The 25754-nt window shown below is 38.9% G+C and carries 20 protein-coding genes; 8 read left to right on the plus strand and 12 right to left on the minus strand.

Annotated features, from left to right (window positions below):
* Positions 1-74: 74 nt before the first annotated feature.
* The 7 genes from H5122_RS09500 to H5122_RS09530 all read right to left on the minus strand — a co-directional run bounded on the left by H5122_RS09500 (position 75) and on the right by H5122_RS09530 (position 6853).
* Positions 75-776 carry a TorF family putative porin gene (locus tag H5122_RS09500; protein WP_182681999.1) on the minus strand — a complete coding sequence of 234 codons (702 nt, stop codon included), beginning with the start codon at positions 774-776 and terminating at the stop codon, positions 75-77.
* A gap of 9 nt (positions 777-785) precedes the next feature.
* On the minus strand, positions 786-2003 hold the full coding sequence (locus tag H5122_RS09505) for a BCCT family transporter (RefSeq protein WP_182671198.1): 1218 nt from the start codon (positions 2001-2003) through the stop codon (positions 786-788).
* 158 nt (positions 2004-2161) lie between these two features.
* Positions 2162-3829: a choline dehydrogenase gene (gene betA, locus H5122_RS09510; protein WP_182681998.1), complete on the minus strand. Its 1668-nt coding sequence runs from the start codon at positions 3827-3829 to the stop codon at positions 2162-2164.
* A gap of 11 nt (positions 3830-3840) precedes the next feature.
* Positions 3841-5304, minus strand: a complete 1464-nt coding sequence (gene betB, locus H5122_RS09515) for a betaine-aldehyde dehydrogenase (RefSeq protein WP_182671200.1) — start codon at positions 5302-5304, stop codon at positions 3841-3843.
* A 1-nt stretch (position 5305) separates the two neighbouring features.
* On the minus strand, positions 5306-5881 hold the full coding sequence (gene betI, locus H5122_RS09520) for a transcriptional regulator BetI (protein WP_182682003.1): 576 nt from the start codon (positions 5879-5881) through the stop codon (positions 5306-5308).
* A gap of 409 nt (positions 5882-6290) precedes the next feature.
* The gene (locus H5122_RS09525) at positions 6291-6596 is read right to left on the minus strand and encodes a hypothetical protein (protein ID WP_002958617.1); all 306 of its coding nucleotides are present in this window, start codon (positions 6594-6596) and stop codon (positions 6291-6293) included.
* Complete coding sequence (locus H5122_RS09530) at positions 6596-6853, minus strand: DUF3081 domain-containing protein (protein ID WP_008169639.1); 258 nt, start codon at positions 6851-6853, stop codon at positions 6596-6598. The genes H5122_RS09525 and H5122_RS09530 overlap by 1 nt, the downstream gene beginning before the upstream one ends.
* Before the next feature lie 146 nt (positions 6854-6999).
* On the opposite strand from H5122_RS09530, the gene H5122_RS09535 reads away from it, so the two are divergent.
* Complete coding sequence (locus H5122_RS09535) at positions 7000-8280, plus strand: flavohemoglobin expression-modulating QEGLA motif protein (RefSeq protein WP_002958615.1); 1281 nt, start codon at positions 7000-7002, stop codon at positions 8278-8280.
* 79 nt (positions 8281-8359) lie between these two features.
* Here H5122_RS09535 and H5122_RS09540 read toward each other — a convergent pair whose 3' ends face one another.
* From H5122_RS09540 to H5122_RS09555, 4 genes are read right to left on the minus strand one after another with little or no spacing between them, the layout of a single operon-like run.
* Entirely contained in the window at positions 8360-9163 is an 804-nt protein-coding gene (locus H5122_RS09540; protein ID WP_165724039.1) for a DUF1338 domain-containing protein, read from the minus strand.
* A 35-nt stretch (positions 9164-9198) separates the two neighbouring features.
* Complete coding sequence (gene astD / locus H5122_RS09545; RefSeq protein WP_182681997.1) at positions 9199-10665, minus strand: succinylglutamate-semialdehyde dehydrogenase; 1467 nt, start codon at positions 10663-10665, stop codon at positions 9199-9201.
* 7 nt (positions 10666-10672) lie between these two features.
* On the minus strand, positions 10673-11707 hold the full coding sequence (gene astA, locus H5122_RS09550) for an arginine N-succinyltransferase (RefSeq protein ID WP_024595454.1): 1035 nt from the start codon (positions 11705-11707) through the stop codon (positions 10673-10675).
* 50 nt (positions 11708-11757) lie between these two features.
* Positions 11758-12963, minus strand: a complete 1206-nt coding sequence (locus tag H5122_RS09555) for an aspartate aminotransferase family protein (RefSeq protein WP_165724041.1) — start codon at positions 12961-12963, stop codon at positions 11758-11760.
* Between the two features lie 194 nt (positions 12964-13157).
* Here H5122_RS09555 and H5122_RS09560 point away from each other — a divergent pair, with 194 nt between their 5' ends.
* Complete coding sequence (locus H5122_RS09560; protein WP_002958609.1) at positions 13158-13586, plus strand: Lrp/AsnC family transcriptional regulator; 429 nt, start codon at positions 13158-13160, stop codon at positions 13584-13586.
* A gap of 833 nt (positions 13587-14419) precedes the next feature.
* Positions 14420-15271 (plus strand): cellulose-binding family II protein, encoded by an 852-nt coding sequence (locus H5122_RS09565; protein ID WP_259395788.1) that lies wholly within the window; start codon positions 14420-14422, stop codon positions 15269-15271.
* Between the two features lie 57 nt (positions 15272-15328).
* Here H5122_RS09565 and H5122_RS09570 read toward each other — a convergent pair whose 3' ends face one another.
* Positions 15329-16261: a hypothetical protein gene (locus tag H5122_RS09570; protein WP_182671206.1), complete on the minus strand. Its 933-nt coding sequence runs from the start codon at positions 16259-16261 to the stop codon at positions 15329-15331.
* Between the two features lie 386 nt (positions 16262-16647).
* On the opposite strand from H5122_RS09570, the gene H5122_RS09575 reads away from it, so the two are divergent.
* The 5 genes from H5122_RS09575 to H5122_RS09595 are packed head-to-tail and all read left to right on the plus strand — an operon-like array spanning position 16648 to position 25748.
* Complete coding sequence (locus H5122_RS09575) at positions 16648-16950, plus strand: isoamylase early set domain-containing protein (protein WP_024595450.1); 303 nt, start codon at positions 16648-16650, stop codon at positions 16948-16950.
* A 9-nt stretch (positions 16951-16959) separates the two neighbouring features.
* Positions 16960-18954, plus strand: a complete 1995-nt coding sequence (gene malQ / locus H5122_RS09580; protein WP_182681996.1) for a 4-alpha-glucanotransferase — start codon at positions 16960-16962, stop codon at positions 18952-18954.
* A complete protein-coding gene (gene glgB, locus H5122_RS09585) occupies positions 18955-21162 on the plus strand; it encodes a 1,4-alpha-glucan branching protein GlgB (RefSeq protein WP_182681995.1) in 2208 nt (735 codons plus the stop codon). It abuts the gene before it with no gap.
* Positions 21155-23218 (plus strand): glycogen debranching protein GlgX, encoded by a 2064-nt coding sequence (gene glgX / locus H5122_RS09590; RefSeq protein WP_182681994.1) that lies wholly within the window; start codon positions 21155-21157, stop codon positions 23216-23218. The genes glgB and glgX overlap by 8 nt, the downstream gene beginning before the upstream one ends.
* The gene (locus tag H5122_RS09595) at positions 23211-25748 is read left to right on the plus strand and encodes a glycogen/starch/alpha-glucan phosphorylase (RefSeq protein ID WP_182681993.1); all 2538 of its coding nucleotides are present in this window, start codon (positions 23211-23213) and stop codon (positions 25746-25748) included. The genes glgX and H5122_RS09595 overlap by 8 nt, the downstream gene beginning before the upstream one ends.
* Positions 25749-25754 lie beyond the last annotated feature (6 nt).

A 25754-nucleotide genomic window follows, 5' to 3' on the forward strand; every position in this document is an offset into this window, starting at 1 on the left:
TAGTTAGTTATTTTACAAATAAAAATGCCACTCTAAATAGAGTGGCATTTTTTGTTTAATCAGTAATTAATGTATTAAAGATCAAATGTGCGTGAAACAGCAAGTACAATACGCTCATCAGCATAATCGTAATCTAAGCTAGTGTTTTCAGCAGCCACTTCAATACCAAAACCTTCGTAGCTTGTTTGATAAGCTAGGCGGTAGTGCTTGTACGATTTTTTCTGGTTTGTATCCCAAGCCCACTTTTCACCATCAAGTGAGTTTGAAATATCAAAACTTGCACGTAGTGCGTGATTTGGAGCTAGTTCATAAGTGTGAGCAACCATTGAAATTACATGACCCGCACCTGTTCCAAAGTAATCCCAGCTATACCAAACGTTAAGCTCAGTTTGACCGTATTCACTTGCATAACCAAACTTAGTGTAAGCTTCAGCGTAGTTACCGTCACTGTTATTACCTTGATAAGTGTAATAAGCGATACCGTAATCAACGCTAAATTGCTCATCAAGTTGTACATATTTACCTAAGTAAGCATCAAGCTCAAAATCAGTGTCGTCACCGAAATCTACGTTTGAAGCCCAAACACCAGCGTAAACACCACTATCAAAGGCATAATCTAAGCTGCCTTGAATTGCAGGGTCGCTATCGGTCTGTGTTACACCATTAAAAGTGTAGTCAGACGCTGCAGTGATTGTTGTTGACCAATCAGCTGCTGCTGTTGTTGATAAAAGTGCAAATGGTAGTGCTACTACAAGTTGTTTTAGTTTGTTATTCATTATTAATCCCTAGTGTACAGTGTCTATTTTTGTGTAATCAATTGCGTTTGCTTTTGGTGAGCTATCTATATTCGTTACTGTTTTAAATTTACTGTAACCAATAAAGGCTGCACAGATAAAGAACAAGCCGATAACTAATGCGCCTACCCACTGAATTTGTAAAAATTCTAATTTAAACAATAGTGTAAGTAATGATAGAGCAACAACATTTCCGATTATGTATTTCATTTTGCCAAAACGCTTTACGGTAAAGTTTAGGTTATCTGTATATAAACGCACTAACGAATCAAGTGAGTTAATTACAAATACAATACCTACAAATACCATAGCGAAGTTTTTAATACCTTGAGTTGGGATGCCCGCTTCATGGTAGTGATAAAGTACGCTAAACCAAATCGCAATAGGAATAGAAGGGAAAATCAACATTGCACCTAATACTTGGTATGTTTTAAGTCCACCAACAAAGCGTGATGTAAATTGACCAATCATTATGCTCCACGCAAACCACCAGAATAAGTAAAATTCATGGTAATCATTAAGCGGTAAAACAAATTCATTAATGTTTGCAAAGTAAGTACCAATAGAACCTAAGTTATCTGTAAATGCTGACATTTGACTATCACCTATCACAAATGCGCCAGTCCACATAAAGGCGATTAAAGCTAAGAATAACCACGTAGTAGAGATACTTAAAATACGTACATATTTAATGTCAGTACTTGAGTACACAGCAAAACAAATAGCCGCGAATACAATTAAATAAAACCCAGAAACTATACTTGTTCCATCGCCTAATTCGGGTAAATACCATGGTAGGTTTGTAAGCAGTAAATAAGCGGTAAATGCACATGTACCAATAATTACAACGTTATTGATAAATTTAACCCAAGGAATTTCGAAAAATTTCACTTTAGGTTCTATTACACAGAAATAAAAGCACGTAAGAAAGTAAAATCCCCAGATCAAAAATCCCCAGTAGCCAAACTCAATAGCCAGTGGATTTGCAAACGCGTATTCTGGGCTTGCTTTTATGTCTGCATAACCTGCAAACTCAGTTAAAGGAAACATAATAAGGCCAACATCAAGGCCAGAAGTAAATAGTATTGCTATAAATGTAAAGGTTCGAACTGGTGTTACACCTACTACGCGAACATTACCCCATTTAATTAAAATAGTGATAATAGCAAGTAAGGTAAAAATGATGCCTGCATTAAGCCATATAGTCATTGTTACCCTCCAGTAATGAATAAAAATAATTCATAAGCACTCCGTATTTTATTGTTTTATTCTCGCATTAACACAACGTAACCTATTTACATCGTGTGCCACTGCAAGGCACGCATTGGTTTAGCCCGACGAGACTAAACCTAAGCATGTGGCTAAAGTTAGATCTCCGTACTACGTTGTGTTTCTTGCCAGTTTGTTGTTATGGCAACATTCACATCCGATTTCTGTAATGGGGCTTTACCTAAAATTATGTCAGCTGCTTTTTCGGCAACCATAATAGTAGGCGCATTCAAGTTTCCGTTAGGAACTGTTGGGAATATAGATGAGTCAACAACACGTAGTCCTTCAATACCATGTACTTGCGTATTTGAATTAACAACGGCCATATCATCTTCACCCATTTTGCATGAGCAAGAAGGGTGGTAGGCACTTTCTACGGCTTGGCGTACAAAGGCATCTATTTCTTCATCTGTTTGAATATGTTTACCTGGTTGAATTTCTTCATCGCGGTATTCATCAAAGGCACTTTGTTCGATTATGTCGCGTGTTAAGCGAACGCACGCTCTAAAGCCTTCAATATCGTCTTGGTGTTCAAGGTAATTAAATAAAATGGTTGGTGGTTGCTCAGGGTTCGCAGAAGCAATAGTGACACTACCGCGACTTTTTGGTTTGTTATGACCCACATGTACCTGAAAACCATGACCTGAAAATGCACTTCTACCATCGTAACGCATAGCCGCTGGTAAAAAGTGATATTGAATATCTGGCCATTCAACACCTGGTTTTGAGCGAATAAACGCACACGATTCAAAATGATTCGTTGCACCTAAACCCGAACGCGTTAATAACCAGCACGCACCAATCAACCCTTTTGAAACAATGCCTAGTTTGCCGTTAAGCGTGATAGGTTGCTTACACTTGTATTGAAAGTAAAACTCAAGATGATCTTGTAAGTTTTGACCTACACCTGGTAGATGATGCTGTACTTCAACGCCTGCTTTTTCAAGCGCTTGAGTATCACCAATACCAGAGAGTTGTAAAATATGTGGAGAGCCGATTGGGCCTGCACTTAATATTACGTCTTTTGCAGCATGTGCTGTTTTAACGTCGCCATTTACTTTGTATTCAATGCCAGTGGCTTTTTTACCATCTAAAATCACGCGCTGTGCTAGCGCACCTGTAATAATTGTTAAATTACTACGCGATTTAACAGGGTCTAAATACTCACGCGAAGCAGAGCTGCGCACGCCGTCTTTTACGGTCATGTGCATTGGGCCAAAACCCTCTTGCTGCGATGCATTATAATCATCTGTAGACGCGTAACCGGCTTGTACACCTGCTTTGATAAAGGTGCGGTAAAGCGGATTTTTCATTTCGTTGCCGTTATTAACGCCAAGCGGGCCTTTGCCACCACGGTAAGTATTTTCACCAAGATAAAAGCTTTCTGCTTTTTGAAAATACGGTAAACACGATTGATAATCCCAGCCGTTTGCACCGTGTTGCTGCCATTCGTCAAAATCTTTTGCGTGGCCACGTACGTATACCATGCCATTAATAGATGACGAACCACCTAATACTTTGCCTCGAGGACAATGCATCTCACGGTTATCTAAATGAGGCTCAGGCTGCGTATGAAACTGCCATGCATATTTGTCACTATTCATAGGAATAGATAACGCGGTTGGCATTTTTATAAAAATACTTTTATCACTACCGCCAGTTTCAAGTAGTAACACGCGGTTACTTGAATCTTCAGATAAACGGTTTGCTAAAACACAACCCGCCGAACCCGCGCCAACAATAATATAGTCGTAATGATTACTCATAGTAAGGCGCCTTAAAATGGGCTTTCTATGTCGGCCATACCAACATAAATAGACTTAGTTTGCGTGTATTGATCAAGAGTTTGTATACCATTTTCACGGCCAATGCCCGATTGCTTATAACCGCCAACTGGCATTTCAGCAGGTGAGTTACCGTATGCATTAATCCAACAAATACCAGCTTGTAACTTATGAATAACGCGGTGCGCACGTTTAATATCGCTAGTAAATACGCCTGCGGCCAAGCCTAGGTGAGTTGCGTTAGCGCGTGCAATAACATCGTCTTCATCGTCAAAAACAAGCACGCTCATTACAGGGCCAAATATTTCTTCTTTAACGATTGTCATATCGTCGTTGCAATCAATGAACACAGTCGGTGCTACAAAATAGCCATTAGGTGCAGATTCAGGTGAAAGCGTTGTACCACCAGTTAATAGCGTTGCACCTTCTTCGATGCCTTTATTAACGTAGCTCATTACTAGTTCTTGGTGCTTTTTAGAGATAAGTGCGCCAAAGTTTGTATTTAAATCTTGTGGGTCGCCAGCAATAATGTTTTTCTCAGTGCGCGCTTTAAGCTCATCAATAAACTGCTGATATACATTTTTATGAACGTAAATACGTGTACAGTTAGTACAAATTTCGCCTTGCGTATAAAAGTTACCTAACATAGCAGCGCTAACCGCTTGCTCTATGTTGGCATCATCAAATACTAATAGTGGAGATTTACCACCAAGTTCCATCGTGACATCTTTTAACGTACCGGCAGCACTCGCTACTACTTTTTTACCTGTGCCTACTTCACCCGTAAACGATACTTTATCAATATCGCTATGCTGCGTTAGCCACTGGCCTACATCGCCTGCGCCTTGAACAACATTAAACACACCTGCAGGTACGCCAGCTTCAACAAATATTTCTGCAAGTTTAATTGCGCCAAGTGGTGTTTCTTCAGATGGTTTGAATATAAATGCATTACCAGCAGCAAGGGCAGGGCCCGACTTCCAACATGCAATTTGTAGTGGGTAGTTCCATGCACCTATACCCGCACAGATACCTAATGGCTCTTTACGTGTATAGTAAAAGTCATCACCAACCATTTGTTGTTGGCCTACTTGTGCTGGCGCAAGGCCTGCAAAGTATTCAATTACATCAGCGCCGGTTTCAATATCAACACAATTAGCTTCTTGCATTGGTTTGCCGGTGTCGAGTACTTCTACAAGTGCTAGCTCATCATTGCGCTCGCGTAAAATAGCCACTGCTTTTAATAAAATACGACTACGTTCAATAGGTGTCATTGCTGACCACTGTGCAAAACCTTGCTTTGCACTGGCAATGGCTGCGTTTTGAATAAATTCGTCGGCAATTTCTACTGCGTAAATAACCTCACCCGTTGCTGGGTTTGTTACATCAAATGTTTTGCCGCTCTGGTTTGCAAGAAAATGGCCGTTAATAAAATTTTGATAGACAGGTGTAGTCACGCTAGGCTCCATATTGCTTGATAAGTGAAAATACATAGCTTTTTGCTAACTTTTCACTGTGTTTAAACTGATTATTGTCTGATTTACTCAGTACTGCTCTTAACCATAGGCCATCGATCATTGCGGCGCTAAGTTCTGCAGCTTGATTTGCTTGCTCTATAGGCATTAATTGCTTAAAAGAAAATGCTAAATTACTTTGCAAGCGTTTACTGTTTACGTTTTGTAGTCTGTGTAATTCTTCGTCATGCATCGATTGCGCCCAAAAACTTAACCACGTTCGGGTTGTATCATTACGCTGTTGTACAAGCGCAAAGTTGGCTTCGATAATAAACATTAAACGCTCAGTGGCAGTGGTTTGATGACTTACTTTACTTATTAAGCCTTGCTTTAAGCTTGTTAGTAAGTATCTAACCGTGGCTTCAATTAACCCCTGCTTTCCACCAAAATAATGGCTAATGATACCTGATGATAAACCTGCATTTTTACTAATGCTGTTTATCGTTGTGCCTTGTAGTCCCTTAGTAGCAACTGACTCTATAGTTGCGTCAATTAGCTGCTGACGTCTGACAGGTTCCATTCCGACTTTAGGCATAATTTTTATTAATTGAACGTTCAATAAACATAAGCTTAAGGTAATAGCTCTAACAATTCAAGGCTGAAGTAAATACCTAGATGCCAAAATGTAGATTAATCATTAATAAAAGAGCAATTAATAGGACAAAGAAGATGCGGTTTTTATTTGTTTAATTTTATTTAAAACAGTGGCTTGCGAATTTAATTTTTAAATTTAATAATGGTAATGATTTGTTTACAGCAATAAATGAATAAAATGTCAAAAAACCATTAGAACAATAATAGTTAGAGTACTAATAGTATTATTTTGATACAAAAGAGTACTAAACCTGCAATTGCTTAGTGCTCTAATAAATTTATATGGAGAGTAAACTTTGTGGTTTTATCGCTTTAAAGCGCTTGGTATTGAAAGGTTAGGCATTATTAATAACGCCTTTAAAAAGTAGGGGGTAACGTCTTAGTCTATTGCCAATGTAGTCATCAGCTAAAATTTGCTGGCAAATGAAATCAATATCTTTGCTTGCTTCAAATACCCAATCAAAGCGCTCTATAGCCAGTAAAAAACCACGCTTTAAATGAGTTTGAGAACGGTACTGTTCTAGGTTGTCTTGAATAATAGAGACTTTACTTGGATTAGCTTTAAGCTCTTCTACTACTTGATTAATAAAAGTAGTATTGAGCTTACTGGTCGGGCGGTGTCTTAGTTTTCGTGGGTGCATTAGCTCTCGTTTGCAATGTTATATAATTTTTTCAAAAAGTCGTCTTTATGCTTTTCATGCTCGTAGTCAAGGTGGTAAGTATTATGAAAACCAAAGCGCAGTTCTACGCCGCTACCTTGTAGATATACGGTGTAACCGTCTACGTCTGAATATGCAGTAACTCCCTGATAATGTTTGCCTTCATCAGTCATTTCACCTTTTTGAATTATGCGTTCATATACGGCTAAAATCTGTTTATTGTCGAGTTCGTTTTTCATGTTTTATACCTTTTATTAAAAAGCTAATACGATATAGATATGAGGGTCGATCATCTTAAAAACAATAGCTAAAAAAATGTGATATTGCTTTGTAATTTGGCCTTTTTAAATTATGCTCAAAATTCATTTATTGTTGAGCTTACACCATGATAGACAAGGCGTTACTACTAAAAACTCGTGAGTTATCGGATCAATTAATTGCATTGCAAACGCCTATTAGGATACTCGATGCTATTAATTGGGATAAACAAACTAAAGAGGAGTTTTTTAGACAAAAATGTCAAAAAAATCCACTTATCGATCGTGCATACTATCAACAGCGCGATCTTGGTTTTGTACCTAGCGAGTTACGCCAAGCGTTTTCTACTTTGCACCGTAACATTATTAACCAATTGGGTCAGTTAAATCCCATAGCTCAATACATGGGAAAAATGTGCACAGAGTATAAAACAGTATTAAGTATGCTTGAGTATCGTGGCACACCCGAGTTTCATGACTTATCGGTGGAGTTATTTGGTCACCCTAAAGATTTATTTCATGCCGGTGAGCCCTCACTTTCTGAGCTAGCTAATATGCTAGATAAACCGCTGCAAAATTTACTTATAGCCGACATACTGCCTGACGACCCTAAAAATATTGATGCTGTTGATGCAGTGCGTATTCTGTCTGAGCAAGTAACCGCTAGTATGGCAGGCATAAACGTAGAGGTAATGCTTAGCGATGGTATTGTTAGTGATGCAGCCGCAGGTGCTAATAATATAAAGCTTAATCAAGATGTTAAGTTTTCGCAGCGTGAACTTGATATCTTAGAAGTTCACGAAGGGTGGATACACGTCGGTACCACTCAAAATGGTTTAGCTCAGCCTTATTTAACATGTTTGAGTAAAGGTACGCCAAGCTCTACTATTACCCAAGAAGGTTTAGCGGTACTAACCGAAATTATTACTTTAAAATCAACTCCAAGGCGTTTATCTAAATTAGTGAATCGTATTCAAGCCGTTACAAAGGTAATAGATGGCGCTGAGTTTGTAGACATTTACCGTGATTACGTAGCGCAAGGTTTATCAAAAGACGACAGCTACACACTCGCGCAGCGTGTATTTAGAGGCAGTACGCCAACAGGTTTGCCTTTTACAAAAGATATTGCCTACATTAAAGGCTTTGTACTGGTTTATAATTTAATACGCGTTGCAATACAGCTTGGTCGAATAGATAGACTCCCTTTATTATTGGTAGGTAAAATATCGATAGATGATTTTAGATTAATATCGCAGCTTCATGATTTAGGTGTAATAGAGAGCCCACAATTTGTGCCACCACACTTTAAAGACTTACGCGGTTTGGCAACTTGGTTGAGCTTCGGTCGTTTTATTGGCGACTTGTCGTTTGAAAAGTTAGAAAACGATTATAAACCGCTATTTTTATAATTCATCAATATAACTTATCGACACATCGACATAAAAAAAGCCCGTAACGGGCTTTTAAATTAAAGTACTTTAAATGTAATTATCGAGCGTTCGTGCTTTCAAATATTTTGTCAGCTGAGGCTGCAACAAAACCAGTATAAAGCTCGCCGTCTGCTTTTGGGTAACGAATAGCAAACTCATAAAAGCAGCTAGGAATGCTCATATCACCGTCACTAAAGGTAACTGAGTATTCATCAGCAAGTGTTGACGATTGCTCTAGTAACACCTCTGGTGAGCCTTTAACTTCACCGCCTGACGTATTAAGCGAAAAGCCGGCGTCTTTTAGGGCTTGGTTAACATCATGAATGTTATCAAACTTAGCAAGCGTATTAATATTTACGGTAAAGTGATTGGCACGGTAACCCCACGCCGACATCCACGCTGCATATTCGCTTTCAGCTAGCAGTTGTTTGTAAGTATCGGTGCTTACTTGCCAATGCGTGCCTGAATATAAAAAGTTGTCTGCTGTAACTGCACTTTCGTCAATTTGACTTACCATATCTGTCACGATGGCTTGTAACTCTGGCGAGCATTTTTCTACTAGTAGCTCAGAAATAAACACTTTTGGTTGATTCGGATCGCTATGCTCGTAGTGCTTTGCGTAGAGTTTTTTAGCTTCAAAGTGGTATTCACCACATTCTTTGTAACCAATTGCTAAAAAGTGAGCGGCGAGCTTTTCAAGACCCACTTTTTCTATATTAAATGTACGCAGCGCAATATGATCGTTAATGATGTCATCTTTTTGCGTTGACCCTAAAAGGTCGTGAATTTTATCTGCCGATGGAGTTACGTTTAAATAGTTTTCCCAAAGGTTCTCAAATAATGTATTTACATCAGTATGCATGTTAAGTCCTTAAATCTAAAATTTTGTTTTATTGCTTATTCAATTACTAAGCCCGGCGCTAGGGTTTGCGGTAAGCTCAATTTATCTGACTCCACAGATGCGACAGGGTATGCGCAATAATCGGCGGCGTAATAGGCACTTGCTCTGTGATTACCACTGGCGCCAATCCCTCCAAATGGAGCTGCACTAGAGGCTCCTGTAATGGGGCGGTTCCAGTTAACAATACCGGCACGAATGCGCTTTAAAAAGTGAGTGTAATCATCTTCACTGTCGCTAAGTAAACCTGCAGATAAACCAAAGCTTGTGTTGTTGGCTTCAATAATTGCGCTGTCAAAGTCGGTGTAACGATACACTTTAATTAGCGGCCCAAAATGCTCTTCATCTGGCATATCGGTTATGCTTGTTACATCAATAATGCCTGGACTTACAAAACCTGTGCCTGGTTTTAATTGCTTAAGTTCAACAAGGATTTGTGCACCTTTTGAGACTAATTCACTTTGCGCGGCAACCATACCCAGTGCTGCTTTTTCGCTTATCATTGCACCCATAAAAGGCTGCTCTGTAGCAAAACTGTCGTCTACAACTATGTTTTTAGTTGCGCTTATTAGCTTTTCTAAAATGGCATCGCCATTGAGCGACTTTTCAATAAATAAGCGGCGTGCACACGTACAACGTTGACCTGAGGTAATAAAGCCTGATTGAATAATATCGTGTACAGCGGCGCTTATATCGCTCACATCTTTTACAATAAGAGGATTATTGCCGCCCATTTCAAGTGCTAAAATTTTGCCAGGATGTCCTGCAAACTGTTTATGCAATAAGTGGCCTGTGTTTGAGCTACCGGTAAAAAACAAGCCATCTATATCTTTATGAGAAGCAAGCGCTTTACCTGTTTCAATTTCACCTTGGACAAGGTTAATAACACCCGCGGGCAAACCTGCTTTTAACCAAAGTGAGAGGGTAAATTCTGCAACGTGCGGAGTCAATTCTGATGGCTTAAATACAATGGTATTACCGGCTAAAATTGCAGGAACAATATGCCCGTTTGGTAAATGGCCCGGAAAGTTATACGGGCCAAAAATAGCCACAACGCCATGCGGTTTGTGTCTAATAAACGCTTTAGCACCGGGCATTGGGTTTTCGGTTGTACCAGTACGCTCATGATACGCTTTAACTGATATAGCTACTTTTCCCGTCATTGCGCCCACTTCGGTGCGGGTTTCCCATAATGGCTTACCCGTTTCGAGTGCAATAATAGTGGCAAATTCTTCGCTGTGTTCTTTTAATTGTGCTGCGAAGTTTTCTAAAATGGCGATACGCTCTTCAAGCGGTTTGTCTGCCCATTGTAATTGCGCGGCTCTAGCTGCTTTTATAGCTGAATTTACTTGATCAGTGTTTGCGCCATTACCTTGCCATACCACATCGCCATTACTTGGATTGATTGACTCAAATGCTGGACCAAGTCCCACATGCCACTGATTATTAATTAGGTGTGTATTCATAAATTATTTACAGGCGGAAAAATCGCGCTGCATCTCCTTGGCTTAAATTAAGCGCCTTAGCCACATCTTGGCTAATGACGAGGGTATGTTTTGCATGATTGTAGTGTGCGTCTTTGGTAAATGTCGCTCTAAAGCCACTTACGCCTTGGTTACATACAGCCAGCGTATCAGAGCTATTTTGTGATATGTGATCAAGCTCGCCAATCGTAACAGGACAAACTTGAGAGTCGCGAATGCTGCGAATATTACCAAGCTTTGCTTCAACTGTTGGGCCTGCATCAAATAAGTCAACGTAGCCTCTGTGCTCAAAACCTTCCTTTTCTAATAGTTTTAGCGCAGGTTTTGTTTTTTCATGCACATGCCCAATCACTGCTTGGGCTTTTTTACTAAGCAAGTTCACATAAATAGGGTATTTAGGCATTAACTCGCTAATAAACACCTTATCGCCTAAGCCAACTAAGTGATCCGCTTGTGGAAATTCGATACTAAAAAAGTGCTCTTGTAGCCATTGCCAAAAGGGAGAATGACCGTCTTCGTCGCTAACACCGCGCATTTCTGCGATAACAGTATCGGCAAAACGCTCGCTGTGCTGAGCCATAAACAAAAAGCGTGAACGAGATAAAAATCGACCCGTTAGGCCTTTACGGCTATTTTCGCGCAAAAATAATGTACATATTTCTGAGCAACCAGTGTAGTCGTTACACATGCTTAAAATATCAACGGTGTTATATACATTTAAAGTAGGCGAGTGGTGTACTGTTTTACCCAAATGATAATGATATAAAGGCACCGATAAACCTACCGCGGCTTCTATAGCGGTTGTGCCAATAACGTCACCTGTTTCACTGTCTTCTAAAACAAATAAATAGCTTTCATCAAGTGGCTGGTTAATGTTTTTGGCAAAGCTTTTTTCAGCACGTTCAATTTTTTCTTTAAGCTGTGTATCGTCCACAGGTAAAGAGGTAAACCCATGACCGGATTCAATCGCTATTTGTTTAAGCGCGTCAAAATCATTGGCAGTAATAGGACGTAATACTTGCATTTATTGCTTGCTCCAATAGCACGCCAGTAGGCGTGCTAATTTAAACTATATTAACCGTTTACTACGTCGCTAACGGCTTTTTCAAAGCGCGCTAAGCCTTCTTTAATATCTTCAAACGGAATAATTAAAGACGGTGTAAAACGAATTACATTCATACCTGCTACAAGATTCATCAAACCATTATTAGCACTGGCTACTAAAAAGTCGCGTGCGCGGCCTTCAAATTTGTCATTTAGTACTGCGCCAATTAATAAGCCTTTACCACGTACTTCGCTAAATACGTTATATTTTTCGTTAATTGCGTTTAATCCGTCACGGAATAATTGCTCGCGCTCTTTAACACCGTTTAGTACGTCTGGTGTATTTACTGTATCAAATGCCGCTTCGGCCACAGCACAAGCAAGTGCGTTTCCGCCATAAGTAGAACCGTGAGTACCAATTTTTAAATGCTCAGCAATAGGTGTACGAGTGATCATAGCGCCAATTGGAAAACCACCACCCAATGCTTTTGCCGTTGTTAAAATGTCAGGAACAACCCCTAAACCTTCATAGGCGTATAAATCGCCTGTGCGACCAACACCCGTTTGTACTTCATCAAAAATAAGTAACGCGTTATGTTTAGTACAAAGTTCGCGTACTTTTTTAGCAAATTCATCTGTTGGTGAAATAATACCGCCTTCACCTTGTAATGGTTCCATCATAACAGCACATGTTTTATCGCTGATCAGCGCTTCAAATGCCGCTATATCGTTAAAATCACAATGTACTATGTCCGCAGGTTTTGGACCAAAGCCATCTGAATAAGCCGCTTGCCCGCCCACAGTTACTGTAAAGAATGTACGACCATGGAAACCTTTATTAAATGCAATAATTTGCGTTTTTTCAGCGCCATATACGTCCAATGCATAACGACGCGCTAGCTTGAGGGCTGCTTCGTTTGCTTCTGCACCTGAGTTTGCAAAGTAAACTTTATCAGCAAATGTTGCTTCAACCATTTTTTGAGCTAAACGAAGTGCTGGCTCATTAGTCATAACATTTGATAAGTGCCAAATTTTTTCGCCTTGCTCTTTTAATGCTTTAACTAATGCAGGATGACAGTGACCCAAACAGTTAACGGCAATACCACCGGCAAAATCAATGAACTCATTGTTATTTTGATCCCAAACGCGTGAACCTTCACCACGAACTGGGATAATTGCTGATGGGTTATAGTTTGGTACCATTACGTCGTTAAATAAGTCTCTTGTTACTTGCATTTTTACACCTAAATTTAATGGGCTTAGATAAAAGATTAGTTGCTAACTCAAAGAAGAATATAGCCTTTATTCTTCAGCAAACACGTTATTATTTCTGTTAGGTGCCATTATCGAAGGTTGGCAGTGAAAATTGCAGTGCTATTTTGTGAAAAATGATTAAAATAAAAGTCAAAATAACGAAGAAAATTACCATTATGATAACTCCACAAGATGAAAAGCTACTTTCTGTACTAAAAACAAATGCAAGAGCGAGTATTTCTGATCTTGCGCGAATGCTTGACTTATCTCGTTCAACAGTACAAAGCCGAATGCTCAAATTAGAAGAAACCGGTGTGATTAAAGGTTACAGCGTTGATTACGGTGACGACTACCTTAGTAAAATGGTATCAGCTCATGTGTCTATAAAAGTAAGACAAAAATTGACGACTAAAACAAACATTGAGCTTAAGCAAATTGATGCTATTTCACAGCTATATGCCATAAGTGGTGAGTTTGATTTAATTGCGGTGGTACAGGCTCAAAATTTAGAACAGCTTAGTCACTTGTTGGACGATATAGGAAATCTTGATGGGGTGGAGCGCACAACATCTTCTGTTATTTTAGAAACTAAATTTAAGCGTTAGAGTCAGTGAGTTTTTTGTTTTAGTCGTTAAGTGAACACTCGGTATACTCTAGGTCAATAATAAAAAGGCTAGGGTCTGTTGAACCTTCAAGGTTAAATTAACAGCCCCCAAAAGGTTCTTCCTAGGCGCTATTTTCTCTTTGTTGCCTACATAGATGTAGGGTAGGTGCGTGAGCAGGGCGCGGAAGCATTGCTCGGTTTTTACTTATTCTTACATGGATATAAGCAATTAGAATAACGCAGGAGCAGTTATCGAGCACACTAGGTTATAAATCTTGCGCCGCAATTAAATAGCGCCTAGTGTGAGCAAATTTTTATCCGCAATGATAAACAGACCCTAGATATAAATGCATTAATTTAAATGTTTAAGCGTGCTTTTTATAAGTTAATAGCAATAAATCATAGGTTTAAATATTGAAGCCATTGATAAGGTACAAAATTTTGTAAGGAAAATTTATACTTTTTTAATAAGCATGACTATACTTATTTTAATTTGTACAATATTTAGCAATGGATTATGCCCGTACATCTTTTTACTCTTTTGTTAGGTTTAACTGAGCCTCTCCAGTTTGGGACAAACTTACCCACCACAGCACCTAATAATGCAGTCAACCAAGTCGAGTGTATTTTATTTGAAATGGGAGCTCCTTTCCAGCTACAAACCTTGCCATGGTTACGTGCTCGTAGAGAAGTAAAGTTAGAGCGCTTAGATGGATATTTCACAACCCATTTAATGCCTGAAATGAAAGCTTATGGACGTATATTATCCCCCATTTTTTAGAAAGCTGGTACTGGTTTGCTCACCCAGAGAGCATTAATAAACCAAAAAATAAAATGCTTTATGGTGCAGTAAGAGGAAGTTATCAAGCAAATTGGTTTAAAACTCAAAATATTATTGCTGAGGTAGAAGTAAATTCATTAGAAGAAATAGTAAATGTAATGCACCATAAACGGATTGATAGAATCCTACTTGATTTAGATGATTTTGAATTAGCAGCCTCTAAGCTAAGGATTAATAAAGACGAGTACCAAAAAGAATTTTTTAGATATGTACCTTTGGGATTATTTGCTTCGCATTCCCTTATCAAACGCCTTCCTGAATTTATGCAGCAGTTCGATGAAAATATAAATACTTGTGCGCAAGCTCCATTTCCACTATCAAAAAGTGAAGAAAAGCAAATACTTGATAGGCTCTACAGTAGCGCTAAAACCTTATTAAACTTACCTAGTTTCATAGAGCAAGTTCAAATAAGTAATGAGTCTCCTTTGAGTGAGCCTGAAATTATGAAACGAGACCAGTTATGGATAAAAGAAAGTAAACACGTTGGGCATGCTGATGGGTTAACTATGTTTGATTTACCGTTATCTAAGGTATTTAAAAAATGGCAATCGCAGTTTAAAGGTGTTGTTACTGAGCTTATATTGACTGATAGCCAAGGAAAAAATATAGCAATAAGTAAGTTAACCAGTGATTACAGGCAAGGAGATGAGAATAAGTTTACTAAAATATTTAAACAGTCAAAGGACTATAACTTTGATAGCGTAACATATGATGCATCAACACATCATTTTCAAGTACAGCTAAGTTTTCCTGTTTTAGATGATAATAATAGTCATATTGGAGTGTTGATTTTAGGTGTTGATGTAGAAAAAGCACTCCATTCGTCAAACGAAAAGAGTAACTAACTCGATACCTTTCATAAGTTAGCTAAGCTTTAGAACTTTAGCTTAGCTAACATTATATTATGGATGTATTTTTTCTGAGGTCGGCTTTTTTCTTATAATTTCTTTTTTGGCTTCATCAAGCTTTATAAAATAAGCATTACCGCCAATACCTTTAAATTCTTCATCTGTAAATACAATAGTATTGTCATCAAAAAAAGTGATAGCTTCTTTTTGAGTCACTATTCCTAAGTCAATTTTTGATACATCGCCAGAAAAAAACTTATCACCCTCAAAATTTTCGAATAGCCAAATACTGGTTGAATCAAGTAATATTAGTTTTTTACGATCAGGGCTTAAAGCGGCCGATGTTATCCAGCATAGCTTTTCTAAAGTGGTACATGTTTTAAATGAGTCTATTAACTCTGCTTTAAAATTAGCGGCATGATCGCCCACTTTATAAACCTTAGTAATACCGTCAAATGGCTCTGTGCGGTTTTTTGTAAATAAATATAAGTGACGTCCTAGAGCTACAAATGCCTCTAAATCAAAATTACGGTTATTGGGCTTTATAGGACTGCCATCCATTTCGGGGTAGGTAAACTTAATTATTTCTGCTTGAGTCGTATCTGTTTTTATATCTATCGGGTTTTCTATTTTATAAATAGTGAGCCATCTACGATCGTTTTTGTTATTACCAAAATCGCCTAAAAAGAAGTGCCCAAATTTGTTTTGGGTCATGTCTTCCCAATCAATGTTTTTAGCGTTTTCAACTAAAATTTCTTTAGCAATAGAACCGTCTTTATTGAGTCTGTATAGCTTTGGTTCGTTGCCTCCGTCGTTAATAGCCCATAAACGTTGCTGTTTATCAAATTCTATTCCTGATATTTCTTTTAATTTAGGGTCAACTGAAATTTCTTTTTTACTGTATAGGGTATAAATTGAGGTACCAATAAATGCAGCTACAACTAAAAAAATGATGGTGGTAGTTATTAAAATGGTTTTTTTCAACATGAAATTAATGATATTTCAGAGTATTAGAATGATGTGTATTATCCATGATGAAGTAATATAAAAAAAGTAATTTAGGATTTTAAATTTTCTTCGGATATTTGCAGCTATAAATATTTATATATTGAACTAATGAGGTTTTTAATAGTTTGTTGGTTTGAATATTGCTCTGTATGTTAAGTATCATTTAAAGCGTATTGTATATAAGGTTAATGCACCTTTTTGGTGTAATTGAAATGTTATTTGCACTGTAATAAAGCGTAAATAAAGTTTTGTTTAACTAATAACACGTTTAATGATTTTTAGATGGTTACCACATAGCCTTTTTGTTTAGTTGTATGGCCTGTGGCAAAGATTAAGTATCCTTTTTGGTTTAGTTGGAGCCTGCTATGTTGAATAAACGTTTTTTTAAAACAAAAGATGAAGCTGAAGTTACTTTTGAATTTTCTCATCCAGAGGCAGAAGAAGTTTGCTTATTAGGTGAATTTAATGATTGGAAACCAGTGCCAATGAAGCTTTATAAAAAACAAGGTGTGTTTAAATTTAAGCAACGCTTACCTATCGATCAACAATTTCACTTTCGTTATCTGATTAATGGAGACATTTGGGATAACGACCATCAAGCTGACGGTTATATCGGCAATACATTTGGCACAGAAAACAGCATAGTAAATACTCAACGCACTAATTAAGGCGATTCAATGGATGCTCTTTCGCAGTTGTTTTACCTGCATGGTATTGGCTTTGAATTCACTAAGTATACAGGTGAACAGGTATTTTTTAGCGAAGAAACGCGTAAACGTGCTTTGCAATGTTGTGGTGTTGATACAAATAATGAAGCAGGAATAGCTCAACTAACTTATGATTTAGATGCATCGCTTTGGCTTGATTTAGTACCTAGTGTGAGTTTAGTTGAGCAAACTGCATGTTTGTTAAAGCTTCGTATAGATGAACGTCAGCAATATTTAGCCGCTAATATCGATGTCCCTTCACTTGGAATGCATTTAGCATTTGATAACCTTTATAACTTGGCTGTCACTGGTGAATATTACTTGCATGGCGTTCGCTATATTGAGTTGGCATTACCCATAGATAATATGCCAATTGGCTATCATGACGCTAATGTTCAGGTAGGTGAGCAACACGCTATTACACAAATTTGGTGCGTGCCAGAGCAAGTCTATCAAGTGGGAGACACAAAGCGCACTGGATTATCTATTCAGCTTTACACATTAAAAAATAGAGCGAATTTTGGTATTGGCGACTTTGACGATTTATTAGCGCTTACAAAACTATGCAGCTCCCAAAACATGGATTATATATTACTTAATCCACTGCATTTGTTATTTGCTGATATGCCGGAGCGAGCCAGTCCTTATAGCCCTAATAGTCGCGCTTTATTAAATCCTCTCTATATTTCTATCGTACTAAGCGAAGACGCAATAAATAACGAAAACCTTGACGCCATTATGCAGCAAGATGATGTCGCTGCACTTATTAAAAGTAATGATCAGTTTATAGATTATGAAAATGTAAGCCGTATAAAGTATACGTTATTTGAAGCGCTTTATAATCAGTTTGAATTAACGGCAAGTGATGAGCGTCGCCAAGCGTTTACTGATTTTTGTAATGCTCACTCTACTACGTTAAAGACCCTCGAATCAGACAACCTAACATTTGCTTATTACCTGCAATGGCAAGCGCATATGCAACTGGCACTGTGTCAAAAAAGTTGCGCAGAAAGAGGCATGGCTATTGGCTTAATAAACGACTTAGCTGTTGGTTGTGCTGGCGATGGGGCTGAATTTAAAAACCAGCAATCGCTGTTTAGCCAAGGTGCAAGTGTAGGTGCTCCACCCGATCCATGGGCTGAAGCAGGTCAAAATTGGGGCCTCCCAGCCCTCAATCCCCAAAGCCTTAGTAATAATCACTACCAATTTTACCGCTCGCTCATTCGCGCAAACATGCAAAACGTAGGTGGGCTTCGAATTGACCACGTAATGGCTATTAGGCGCCTATGGTGGTGCTTTGAAAGCAATGGCGAACAAGACGGCTGTTATGTTTACTATCCGTTTGAGCATTTACTTGCCATTTTAAAAATTGAATCGCATATTAATCAGAGTATTGTTATTGGTGAAGATTTAGGCATCGTACCGCCAGAGGTTAGGGAAGCTTTGGCATCTAGCGGTATTTTTTCCAACAGCTTATTTTATTTTGAGAAACAACACAGTGGAGAGTTTTTATCGGTAGATGAGCTAGCAACACATTGTTTGTTAATGATAGCCAATCACGATGTTCCTCCATTTACAGGCTGGTGGCAACATGATGATTTAGATATTAAGCAACAATATAAGCTTATAACTTGCAATGAATACGAGCAACTAAAGCAACAGCGAATAGAAGAGCAACAAAGGTTACTACGTTTTATTAATCACCATGGCAATACAACTGAGCTTTTATTACATAGTGAAGCTGTGACTGTTTATAGCGCACTTGCATTGTGTTTAGCAGGCTCTCAATCGCGTTTATTTGCAATACAAATAGATGACTTAGATGAGCAAAAGTATCCGGTTAATATCCCCGGGACAGATAAAGAATATCCTAATTGGCGACGTGTATTAACGCATACCAGTGAAGAAATTTTTACCAAAAATGCCTCACTTTTAGCTGCTATCGATTCAATAAGGAAAGGTTAAATGAGCAGTACAACTAATGAAAATAGTTATGATGCACAAGTACACGCATTAAATATAGGGCGATTTAAAGACCCATTTAGCTTCTTAGGGGCACATAAAACGGATGCTGAGGTTGAAATTCGTTTTTATCTACCTTGTGCAATAAGCGTAAGTGTTACATTAAATAATAAAAGTATTAAGGCGAAACGCTACCAGCAAAGTGACTTATTTATAGCCAAAGTTGATGCTTTGCCCACTGCGCCATATGAATGCATTGCTCAGTACACAGATAGCAGCGTTACCTTTTATGATGAATACAGTTTCCAAAGCACACTTGATGCAGAGGCAATGTATTTATTTAACGAAGGCAGTCTTGAACATGCTTACTCGCATTTTGGTGCACATTTTAGTACTCAACAAAACGTAGACGGTGTACGTTTTTGTGTATGGGCGCCTAATGCGGCAAGTGTCTCTATTATTGGTGAGTTTAACTTTTGGCAAGCGAATCGCCACTTTATGCGCTTTCATCCTGCAAGTGGTGTATGGGAGTTATTTGTACCAGGCCTTAAAGCTGACATGTGCTACAAATTTGCAATTACCGCGCAAAGTGGAGAGGTGCTCGAAAAAGCCGACCCTTATGCATTTAAAATGCAACAAGCACCTGGCACTGCAAGTGTACTGCAGTATAAACCAGAACCTATAAAGCTTGGCGAGCAGGCACTTCAAAACAGACAAAAGCGTAACCATATTGATGCACCAATTAGTATTTACGAAGTGCATTTAGGCTCATGGCAACGCGCTGAAAACAACCGCTATTTAAGTTACACAGAGCTTGCCGACAAACTCGTTAGCTATGCCCTTGAAATGAATTTTACTCACCTGCAACTTATGCCAATAAGTGAATACCCGTTTGATGGTTCGTGGGGGTATCAGCCTGTTGGATTATTTGCACCTACCAGCCGCTTTGGCGACTACAACAGCTTTAAATACTTTGTAGAGCAGTGCCACAAAGCTAATTTAGGTATTTTGCTTGATTGGGTACCAGGGCATTTTCCAAGCGATCCGCATGGCTTACATCGATTTGATGGCACCCATTTATATGAGCATGCTGATAAGCGCCAAGGGTTTCATCCTGATTGGAATACCTACATTTATAACTACGACCGTCCTGAAGTTAAAAGCTTTTTAATATCAAATGCTATGTATTGGCTACATCAATTTGGTTTAGATGGCCTGCGTGTAGATGCCGTAGCTTCTATGTTGTATTTAGATTACAGCCGAAAAGAAGGCGAGTGGGTTGCTAATTGTTACGGCGGGCGTGAAAACTTAGGTGCAATTGAGTGCCTAAAGCAAGTCAATATGCGCAGCTATAAAAACAACCCAGGCATTATGATGGTGGCTGAGGAGTCGACAGCATGGCCGGGTGTCACCCAAAGTGTTGAGCACAACGGTTTAGGCTTTGGTTATAAGTGGAATATGGGTTGGATGAACGATAGTTTGCATTACATGCAGCACGACCCTTTATATCGTCAGCATCATCATCATGAAATGACTTTTTCGATGGTATACGCGTTTAGCGAAAACTATATATTGCCATTAAGCCACGATGAGGTAGTACATGGTAAAGGCTCGTTAATTGAAAAAATGCCAGGCGATGATTGGCAAAAATTTGCAAATTTACGCGCTTATTACGCATTTATGTGGGCACACCCGGGTAAAAAACTCTTATTTATGGGCGGTGAAATTGCACAGCGAAAAGAGTGGGGGCACGATCATTCTATCGATTGGCATTTACTTGAGCACCAAAGCCATAATGGTATAAAGCAAACGGTAAAAGCGCTCAATACCGTTTATAAAAACCAACCTGCGTTGTATGAGCTAGATTCGAGTGCGGCTGGTTTTACCTGGATAGATAACAATAATAATCAGCAGAGCATTTTAAGCTTTGTTCGCTATGCTAAAAACGCAAAAAACTTTGTGGTTGTTATTGCTAATTTTACCCCCGCATCCTATGAAAACTACGTTATTGGCGTACCGAGTAAAGGGCGTTACAAGGTCATTGTAAATACAGACGATACTCAGTTTTTTGGCTCTGGCGTTGAGGTAACTAAAGATTCATCGCAGGTAGTTCAAGCAATAAACGAATCAAATCATGGTTTTAAACACAGTATTTCAATTGCCATTGGTGGCTTAACTACTATTTATTTACAAAAGGTTGATGATGAGTAACCGATTTGATGTAGCACCCGGTAATGTAGAACCACTTGGCTCTAGTGTTATTGATAATGGGGTTAACTTCGCGCTGTATGCGCCTGGGGCAAGCCAAGCTTATGTATGCCTGTTTGATAAAAGTGGCCATTCAGAAATACTAAAAATGGCGATGAACATCAACGAAGGGGGTATTTGGAGTATTCATATTTCGCCATTAAACGCCGGTGCGCTTTATGGTTTTAGAGTTGAGGGAGAATATAACCCTAAAAATGGTCAACTGTTTAACGAAAATAAGCTGCTGATAGACCCATATGCAAAAGACTTGTTTGGCGAGTTTACTTGGAGTGAACGCCACTACGGGCAAATGCCAATCGGTACTAAAAGCACTGTAAATAATGCGATTGATATACCTAAATCAAAAGTAGCGGCTCCTACGTTGTATACGCATAAAAAGCCTAACCACCGTTGGTCAAACACGGTTATTTATGAGTGTCATGTAAAAGGTACAACGTGTCGTCATCCTAAAATTCCCAAATCTCTACAAGGGAAGTTTTTAGGGTTAAGCCACCCAAGCTTTATTGAACACTTACAAAGCTTTGGTGTTACAGCCGTTGAGCTTTTGCCTGTTCATTCTTTTATTAGTGAGCAATTTTTAACAGGGAAAGGTTTGCAAAACTACTGGGGTTACAACACGCTTAACTTTTTTACGCCCCATAAAGACTATTTGGTAAACGACGATATAAACGAGTTTAAGCAAATGGTGCAAGAGTTCCATGCTGCAGACATAGAAGTCATATTAGATGTTGTTTACAACCATACAGCTGAAGCAGGGGCGGATGGCCCTATACTATCGCTTAGAGGCTTTGATAACTTAGCCTATTACCGCACAGTAGATGGCCAGCCTGACGTATATATAAACGATACCGGCTGTGGTAATACCATAAATATTGACCACCCTAAAACACTGCAACTTGTACTTGATAGCCTTCGTTATTGGGTTGAAGTAATGGGAGTTGATGGTTTTAGGTTTGATTTAGCGACCATTTTAGGCCGCTCAAAAGCAGGCTTTAGCTCCGCACATACTTTTTTACAAGTAGTTGCCCAAGACCCTGTGCTTAACAAAGTTAAGTTAATAAGTGAGCCTTGGGATATAGGCCCAGGTGGTTATCAGCTTGGTGCATTTCCGCCGCCATGGCGAGAATGGAACGATCAATATCGCGATGTAATTAGACGTTTTTGGCAAAGTGAAACAGGCATTATTGCAAGCGTTGCAAAACGTTTGCATGGATCGTTTGATATTTTTGAGCACAGCCAACGTGGGCCGCTCAATAGTATTAATTTCATAACGAGTCATGATGGTTTTACCCTTGCTGATTTAGTGAGTTATGAGCATAAACATAACGAAGCTAATGGCGAGCAAAATCGAGATGGGCACAGTGCAAATCATTCGTTTAACTGTGGGGTAGAAGGTTTTACCAGCGACTCTAAAATAAACGCACTGCGCTTACAGCAACAAAAGAACTTTTTACTTACTTTAATTCTCTCAAAAGGTGTTCCAATGATTGCCGCTGGCAGCGAAATGGCGCACTCGCAAGGGGGGAATAACAATGCTTATTGCCAAAATAATCGCACTAGTTGGCTTGCCTGGAAAGATTCTCAACTTAATCATTCGTTAACACGATTTATTGATGATGCATTAAAAATTAGACGTGCGCACAGTGCGTTTAAACACAGTGTATTTTTAGATGATATAGACGAGCGTTTTACCGTTAAGTGGTTTACCGAACAAGGTAAAACCATGACTGATGCTCACTGGCATGAAGATACCAGGCAGTTTTTAATGTATAGCTTACTTGATAAGCAAAACAATCATGCATTGCTGATTGTATTTAATGCCAGTGAAAAAACAATTTTTTGTCAAATGCCCCCATCGCCAATTAATGCGCCGTGGCAAATGATTCTATCAAGTGTACATAATGCATCTGTGAGCAGTAATGAAGATGCGATGGTTGAAATTTCAGCACAAAGTAGTTGGGTTTTTAGTGCCAATTTAGAGGATGTTAGTCATGGTTAAACAAAGTGATCAAGTGTGTGTAGTAAAGAGCTGGCAAGAAGGGCCCGTTATTGATGAAAGTACGCTTAAAGATGACTTAACACGGCATTTTTATTATACCCTCGGCCGAGATAAGGTGGGTGAATCGCAGCATTATTTGTATCACGCATTAGCGCTTACTATTCGCGACAGACTTGTGGCCCGCTGCAGAGAAACGAATCAACAAATTAAGCAAGAGAAACGCCGCAAAACGGCTTACCTTTCTCTTGAGTTTTTGATGGGGCGTGCGCTAGGTAATGCTGTTTTAAATCTAGATTTAGATGAACAAGTAAGCTCAGCACTACAAGAGTACTGCACAACAATAGAAACAATTGAAGACGCCGAGCACGACGCTGGCCTAGGAAATGGTGGACTAGGGCGCCTTGCAGCCTGCTTTTTAGATAGCTGTGCTAGTTTAGCGTTGCCTGTTATTGGCTATGGCCTACGATACGAATACGGCATGTTTAATCAATCGATTAAAGATGGTAACCAAATTGAGCAACCAGATAACTGGCTACGTGAAGGACATCCATGGGAGCTAAGCGCACCAGAGCATGCAAAACGTGTGAAGTTTGGTGGCTATGTGCAAAGTTACACAGATAAATTTGGCAGAGAGCACCGTCAATGGATGGGCTCACAAGATGTATTAGCTGTACCGTACGATGTACCTGTCCCAGGTTATAAAAACAATATCGTAAATACACTACGTCTGTGGAAATCAGAGGCAACAGATGAATTTAATTTAACCGAATTTAATGCGGGCAGTTATTCAGAAGCCGTCGCACAAAAAAATCTAGCCGAACAGATCACCATGGTGCTGTATCCAAATGACAGCAGCGAAAATGGTAAGGAGCTTAGGTTACGCCAACAATATTTTTTATCATCGTCGAGTATTCAAGACGTAGTAGACCAATGGGTTTCTCAACATGGCGAGAGCTTTAGTGACTTTGCTGATTTTCATGTTTTTCAGTTAAACGACACGCATCCAAGTATTGCTGTTGCAGAGCTAATGCGTATTTTAATTGATGATTACGAATTAAATTGGAACGATGCGTGGCAAATCACAACTAAAACCATGGCCTATACAAATCATACGCTACTTCCTGAAGCGCTTGAAAAATGGTCTGTTTCGTTGTTTTCAAAATTATTACCACGCATTTTAGAAATAGTTTACGAGATAAACGCACGCTTTTTAGCACAAGTTGCACAGCAATGGCCGGGAGATGTTGAAAAGCAACGTGCATTGTCACTGATTGAAGAGGGTGATGAGCCGCAAATTCGTATGGCTTATTTAGCTATTGTAGGTAGTTACTCTGTAAATGGCGTAGCAGCACTTCATACTGAACTGTTAAAAGCGGGATTATTTAAAGAATTTTATGCATTGTGGCCAGATAAGTTTAATAACAAAACAAATGGTGTAACGCCTCGTCGATGGCTTGCGCATTGTAATCCAGTATTAAGTGAATTAATTGGTGAAAAAATTGGCCATGATTGGGTTAAAAACTTTTCAAAAATTAGTGACCTACGTCGTTTTTATGACGACAAGGCATTTCATGAGCAGTGGCAAAATGCTAAACGTGAAAACAAACAACGTTTAGTTGATTTAGTTAAGGCTCGCTGCGATATCGATTTTGATGTATCAATGATGTTTGACGTACAAGTAAAACGTATCCACGAATACAAACGTCAGTTATTAAACATACTTCATGTGATTCATTTATATGACCGTATTCGCCGTGGGGATACCCAAGGACTTGTTCCTCGTTGTGTTCTATTAGGTGGTAAAGCAGCGCCAGGTTATTACATGGCTAAAAAAATTATTAAGCTTATTAATAACGTGGCAGAGGTTATAAATAAAGACCCTCAAGCTGCGCCATATTTACGCGTCGCATTTTTACCTAATTATAACGTAACCGCAATGGAAGTTATTTGTCCTGCAACCGATCTCTCAGAGCAAGTATCTACCGCAGGCAAAGAAGCGTCTGGTACTGGCAACATGAAATTTATGATGAATGGTGCATTGACAATAGGCACGCTGGATGGCGCAAACATTGAAATTAGAGATGCTGTTGGTGCTGATAACTTCTTTTTGTTTGGCGCACAAGCGCACGAAATCGACGATATTAAATCACGTTATAATCCAGAGCATTTAATATCGCAAAATAGCGATTTAAAGAATGTGATGCAATTACTCGAGAGCGGGCATTTTAATTTATTTGAACCATGCTTATTTGACGACATAACAAATGCAATTAAGAGCCCGCACGATTCATGGCTTGTTGCTCACGATTTTGAAAGTTATGTAGCAGCTCAAAAAGAAGTTGATAAAGCTTACGCAGATCAGACCTACTGGACACAAATGAGTATTTTAAATACAGCAGCCAGTGGTATGTTTTCAAGTGACAGAACCATAAGCCAATACAGTGAAGATATTTGGCATTTAGAACCCCTCAATATTAGTGAAACAGACTTAACGATAACTAAAAGCCATGCCACTAACAGCCTAGACTAAATGGAG

Source organism: Pseudoalteromonas sp. SG43-8, assembly GCF_014164245.1.
Lineage (GTDB): Bacteria > Pseudomonadota > Gammaproteobacteria > Enterobacterales > Alteromonadaceae > Pseudoalteromonas > Pseudoalteromonas distincta.

Coding starts and splice junctions, on each gene's coding strand:
- H5122_RS09500 (WP_182681999.1), bottom strand. CDS start 776: ATGAATAACAAACTAAAACAACTTGTAGTAGCACTACCATTTGCACTT.
- H5122_RS09505 (WP_182671198.1), bottom strand. CDS start 2,003: ATGACTATATGGCTTAATGCAGGCATCATTTTTACCTTACTTGCTATT.
- betA (WP_182681998.1), bottom strand. CDS start 3,829: ATGAGTAATCATTACGACTATATTATTGTTGGCGCGGGTTCGGCGGGT.
- betI (WP_182682003.1), bottom strand. CDS start 5,881: ATGGAACCTGTCAGACGTCAGCAGCTAATTGACGCAACTATAGAGTCA.
- H5122_RS09525 (WP_002958617.1), bottom strand. CDS start 6,596: ATGCACCCACGAAAACTAAGACACCGCCCGACCAGTAAGCTCAATACT.
- H5122_RS09530 (WP_008169639.1), bottom strand. CDS start 6,853: ATGAAAAACGAACTCGACAATAAACAGATTTTAGCCGTATATGAACGC.
- H5122_RS09535 (WP_002958615.1), top strand. CDS start 7,000: ATGATAGACAAGGCGTTACTACTAAAAACTCGTGAGTTATCGGATCAA.
- H5122_RS09540 (WP_165724039.1), bottom strand. CDS start 9,163: ATGCATACTGATGTAAATACATTATTTGAGAACCTTTGGGAAAACTAT.
- astD (WP_182681997.1), bottom strand. CDS start 10,665: ATGAATACACACCTAATTAATAATCAGTGGCATGTGGGACTTGGTCCA.
- astA (WP_024595454.1), bottom strand. CDS start 11,707: ATGCAAGTATTACGTCCTATTACTGCCAATGATTTTGACGCGCTTAAA.
- H5122_RS09555 (WP_165724041.1), bottom strand. CDS start 12,963: ATGCAAGTAACAAGAGACTTATTTAACGACGTAATGGTACCAAACTAT.
- H5122_RS09560 (WP_002958609.1), top strand. CDS start 13,158: ATGATAACTCCACAAGATGAAAAGCTACTTTCTGTACTAAAAACAAAT.
- H5122_RS09565 (WP_259395788.1), top strand. CDS start 14,420: ATGCTTTATGGTGCAGTAAGAGGAAGTTATCAAGCAAATTGGTTTAAA.
- H5122_RS09570 (WP_182671206.1), bottom strand. CDS start 16,261: ATGTTGAAAAAAACCATTTTAATAACTACCACCATCATTTTTTTAGTT.
- H5122_RS09575 (WP_024595450.1), top strand. CDS start 16,648: ATGTTGAATAAACGTTTTTTTAAAACAAAAGATGAAGCTGAAGTTACT.
- malQ (WP_182681996.1), top strand. CDS start 16,960: ATGGATGCTCTTTCGCAGTTGTTTTACCTGCATGGTATTGGCTTTGAA.
- glgB (WP_182681995.1), top strand. CDS start 18,955: ATGAGCAGTACAACTAATGAAAATAGTTATGATGCACAAGTACACGCA.
- glgX (WP_182681994.1), top strand. CDS start 21,155: ATGAGTAACCGATTTGATGTAGCACCCGGTAATGTAGAACCACTTGGC.
- H5122_RS09595 (WP_182681993.1), top strand. CDS start 23,211: ATGGTTAAACAAAGTGATCAAGTGTGTGTAGTAAAGAGCTGGCAAGAA.